The organism is Leifsonia aquatica H1aii, from assembly GCF_000633535.1.
Taxonomy (GTDB): domain Bacteria; phylum Actinomycetota; class Actinomycetes; order Actinomycetales; family Microbacteriaceae; genus Leifsonia; species Leifsonia aquatica_A.
Genome location: NZ_AYMR01000062.1, coordinates 1 through 3,428, shown reverse-complemented (window position 1 = coordinate 3,428; position 3,428 = coordinate 1). Strand labels below are relative to the sequence as shown.

The 3,428-nt window shown below is 61.9% G+C and carries 3 protein-coding genes; 1 reads left to right on the top strand and 2 read right to left on the bottom strand.

What is annotated here, in order from left to right; translation table 11 throughout:
- Positions 1 to 364 precede the first annotated feature (364 nt).
- Positions 365 to 1,516: a zinc-binding alcohol dehydrogenase family protein gene (locus U870_RS0122135; RefSeq protein ID WP_240183778.1), complete on the bottom strand. Its 1,152-nt coding sequence runs from the start codon at positions 1,514 to 1,516 to the stop codon at positions 365 to 367.
- 74 nt (positions 1,517 to 1,590) lie between these two features.
- On the opposite strand from U870_RS0122135, the gene U870_RS0122130 reads away from it, so the two are divergent.
- Positions 1,591 to 2,175: a TetR/AcrR family transcriptional regulator gene (locus U870_RS0122130; protein WP_025159517.1), complete on the top strand. Its 585-nt coding sequence runs from the start codon at positions 1,591 to 1,593 to the stop codon at positions 2,173 to 2,175.
- Between the two features lie 447 nt (positions 2,176 to 2,622).
- On the opposite strand, the gene U870_RS23885 is transcribed toward U870_RS0122130, so the two are convergent.
- Positions 2,623 to 3,162 (bottom strand): PadR family transcriptional regulator, encoded by a 540-nt coding sequence (locus U870_RS23885; RefSeq protein WP_081815422.1) that lies wholly within the window; start codon positions 3,160 to 3,162, stop codon positions 2,623 to 2,625.
- Between the last annotated feature and the right edge of the window lie 266 nt (positions 3,163 to 3,428).

Here is a 3,428-nt window from a genome sequence, read left to right as displayed (position 1 = left end):
CCAGCCACGTCAACCCGCACTGTGCACAGAGCATGTGACGCTTGCGGTAGAAGTCGATCGTGCGTTCCACAGCTCATCTTCCCGGGCACGATGCCAAGTAGCTGCGGTTTTGCATAAGTCCACTGAGAAGGGCTGGCAGCGCCCGTGGACATGTAGGGCGATCGATTCGCGGAATGCCGCGGGCGCTGAGGACGGAAAGGGCGAGAACTTACATCGGACTTCAACTCTTGCCCCGTCTCATCGCTGGACATGCACCCTCCTAACCCCTTCGACGAGACGGGAGCTGTGAATATGACCTGAGGCATCAGCAATTCCGCACCCCCGTCAGCGCGTATGCCGACTCGCCGAGCTTGCGAACACGACTTCAAGACGGAAGTATCCGCTGCAACTGCACAACAAGCTTCTCCGCCGAGACGCCCTCGCGCATCAAGTCGAGCCCCTGCTGTACGGCTGCGAGGTCCCTCCCAATAATGCGCGGACGGGGCGCAATCTGGTGACGACCGGAATCCAGCGCCTCCGGCAAGTACTCACCCCAGACGGCGGCCCCGACAGCGCTGGAAGCGATCGAGCTCCCCCACACGAAGCGGGCGCGGATGCCGTGCCGGACGCATCGGACCTGGAGAAGAACGTTGGAGAACACCAGACGCGAGAGCAGCCGTATCCGACGCCACGACAGGCCGGCTCGCCGAGGCTGATCGTAAAAGCTGACGGAGGGGCTGGTAAGCGCTACTCGTCGGGCACGTGTCGCCGCGGCAATTGCCACGCATGGCTCGGCAGACCCCACCGCGATGGCGACGATTCCGGCAACGGTCGCCCCGCGTGCGGCATCGGCGACTGCTGCTACGACCTGCGGGTCACGGTAGTCAAGAATCGCTTCGGCCCCGAGTAAGCGCATCCTCTCGTGATTGGCTGGCGAGGCGGTCGCGATCACCCGGTAACCCGCCGCCCTTGCAAGCTGAATGGCGTTCGCGCCCACCGACGTACCCCCGCCCCAGACGATCACGATCTCGTCTCGTTCGCCCCTCGCGCCTAGCGATGAGTAGTCCAACCCCAGTTGCGTGGTCTCGAATAGGGCCGCCGCCGCCGTGGACAGCGCGAGAGGTAGCACCGCCGCTTCTTCGAACGCCGTGCTGCCCGGGATGCGTGCCGCGACGGACGCCTGCACGGCGACAAAGTGCTGGAACCCGCCTTCAGCAACTACGTCGTGGCCCTTCTCTATGCCCATCGCGAACGCGCATACCCGGTCCCCAATAGCAAAACCCTCGACGCCGGAGCCGAGCGCCACAACCACCCCCGCGACGTCGGCTCCAAGCACGGCCGGGTAGCGCAACCACCTGGACATCAGCCTCCCATTGGATTGCACGATTGCATCCAGCGGGTTGACCGCGACGGCGCGGACAGCGATGGCGAGTTGACCTGATGCGGGAGCCGGATAGGGAACCTGTCGGACCACGAGATCCGCATAGGGCGCCGGGATTACGGCGGCGGAATTGGCTGGCGACGATTCGAGGGACACGGGCATTCTTAACGGTGATGACATGATGTGTCGTCACATTACCACCGACGACATGATGTGTCATCATTGGGAGTATGCCTCGCTGGTCCCCCGACGCCGCCCTCCGCCTCGAAGAGTCAGCGATTGCACTGTTCGAGCTGAACGGCTATCAGGCGACGACGATCCCCCAGATCGTCGAGCGGGCCGGCTTGACCACTAGAACCTTCTTCCGGCACTTTGCCGATAAGCGCGATGTCCTCTTCTTGCGCGAGCGCGAGTTCCCGAAGGTCGTCGGCGTAAGCCTCCTTTCAGCTTCCGACAAGTTCGGGCCGCGCGAACTCGTGCTCCACGGCCTGCGCGCCGCCGGTGCAGACCTTCAGGCACTGAGGATGCCGATCGAGCGAAGGAGCCGCGTCATTCGAAACGAGCCTCAACTTCGCGAGCGGGAACTGCTCCAATACGACCGTCTCTCGGACGCAATCCGGCGCGCACTGCTTGAGCGGGCCACCGAGCCGCGCGAAGCGCTCGTCTTGGGCAAGCTAGCAGCCTTGGCCTTCGAGCTCAGCCTTGAGCAGTGGCTGCAGGACCCAGAGGAGACGCTGATCGGCATCATCGACCTGACCTGCGCAGAAATCGTTCCTGTCGGCGGCTCCGGTCCAATGTGCGCTCTTCCTGCATGAGTACAGCGCGCTCGCTTTTCATGGAGTGTGTGATTCGCCCAGCGTGATCGACGACCGCTCCCGCGTCGCCTACGCCGAACCCCACGAATCGTCAGCCGCCGTCATTCGGGATATTGCCGAGCTTATTCACGTTGACATGGATCAGCGCACCCGGCTTCGCATGCTCGTAACGCCCACGGGTTCCGGCGTCCTGAGATCGACATCATGCAATCGGTTCAGTCGGCACCGAGTCAGCACGGCATGAACCGTCGTGGGCGCAAGCCCCGGCTCGGCGCCGATACGGACCAGGCCACGGCGTCGATTCCACCGGAGGTCCTCCGCGCATCCCGACCGACTCCAGCGAGTCGTCACGCATAAGATAACGTCCCCGCGCAGTAAACCTAGTATCGCACCATGGCTGATTCTCTTGGAGACCGCTCTTGCCGAGAGCGATGAATGGGAATGGGATCACCATTCCTGGAGGGCGCTGCCGCTCCCGTTCTTGTTGTGTTGGATCCAGCTTTCTTGAGCTTTGAGCATGGTCAGCAGATAGTCCCTCTGCAAGCTTTCCTCATTGATAGGTTCGCTTGCAGACAGCTCCGCAATACGACGCGAAAGTGTGTCGAGTCTTTGGCCGAGGAGAGCCGGTATGTCGTCCCAAATGACTTGCGAGGCGTATTCCAGAGCCAGAGGAAAGAGGACCTGTACTTCTTCGGGCACCGACAGAGCGGTCTCGAGCTCGCTTTTCAGGCAAAGCTGACCCTCGCTGGTGATGCGGTAGACAGTCCGACTGGGCCGGTTGCCGTGGCGCTCTCGTGGTCCGGATACGACCAGACCGTAGCGTGTAAGTCGTTCGACGCTGTGGTAAACGGTGGCTGCACGCACGCGGACGAGACTGGGCTCCTGGTTCTGCAGACGCCTGAAGATGTCGTAGGGATGACCTTCTTCGCGGAAGAGGGTGGCTAAAACCATGATGTCAAGCGCCGTCAGCTTGTAGCTCTTGTGCATCTATTCCTCTTCCCAGGAACTCCTCGTACGAATATCTTACGTTGGCTGCGGAGTGGCGACTCGCGGTTGTCGCTCGCTCGTACCGCCGTTGGTTCTTCATGATTATTGAGGTGTGACGACGAAAGGAGGCTTCGAGATAGCGAAGGTTCTTCGCTGATCGCGCGCGTCCAGCTAGCCTGCTCGAAGGTTGTCCGATATAGCAGCTGCAGTGCAGCCATCGACGTACCGTAGAGGGCTGCGACCATGTAGAAGCCTGGAGATTCGAG

Excerpts from the sequence above, each read along its gene's own strand:
- U870_RS0122130 (WP_025159517.1), top strand. The coding sequence starts at position 1,591 with ATGCCTCGCTGGTCCCCCGACGCCGCCCTCCGCCTCGAAGAGTCAGCG.
- U870_RS23885 (WP_081815422.1), bottom strand. The coding sequence starts at position 3,162 with ATGCACAAGAGCTACAAGCTGACGGCGCTTGACATCATGGTTTTAGCC.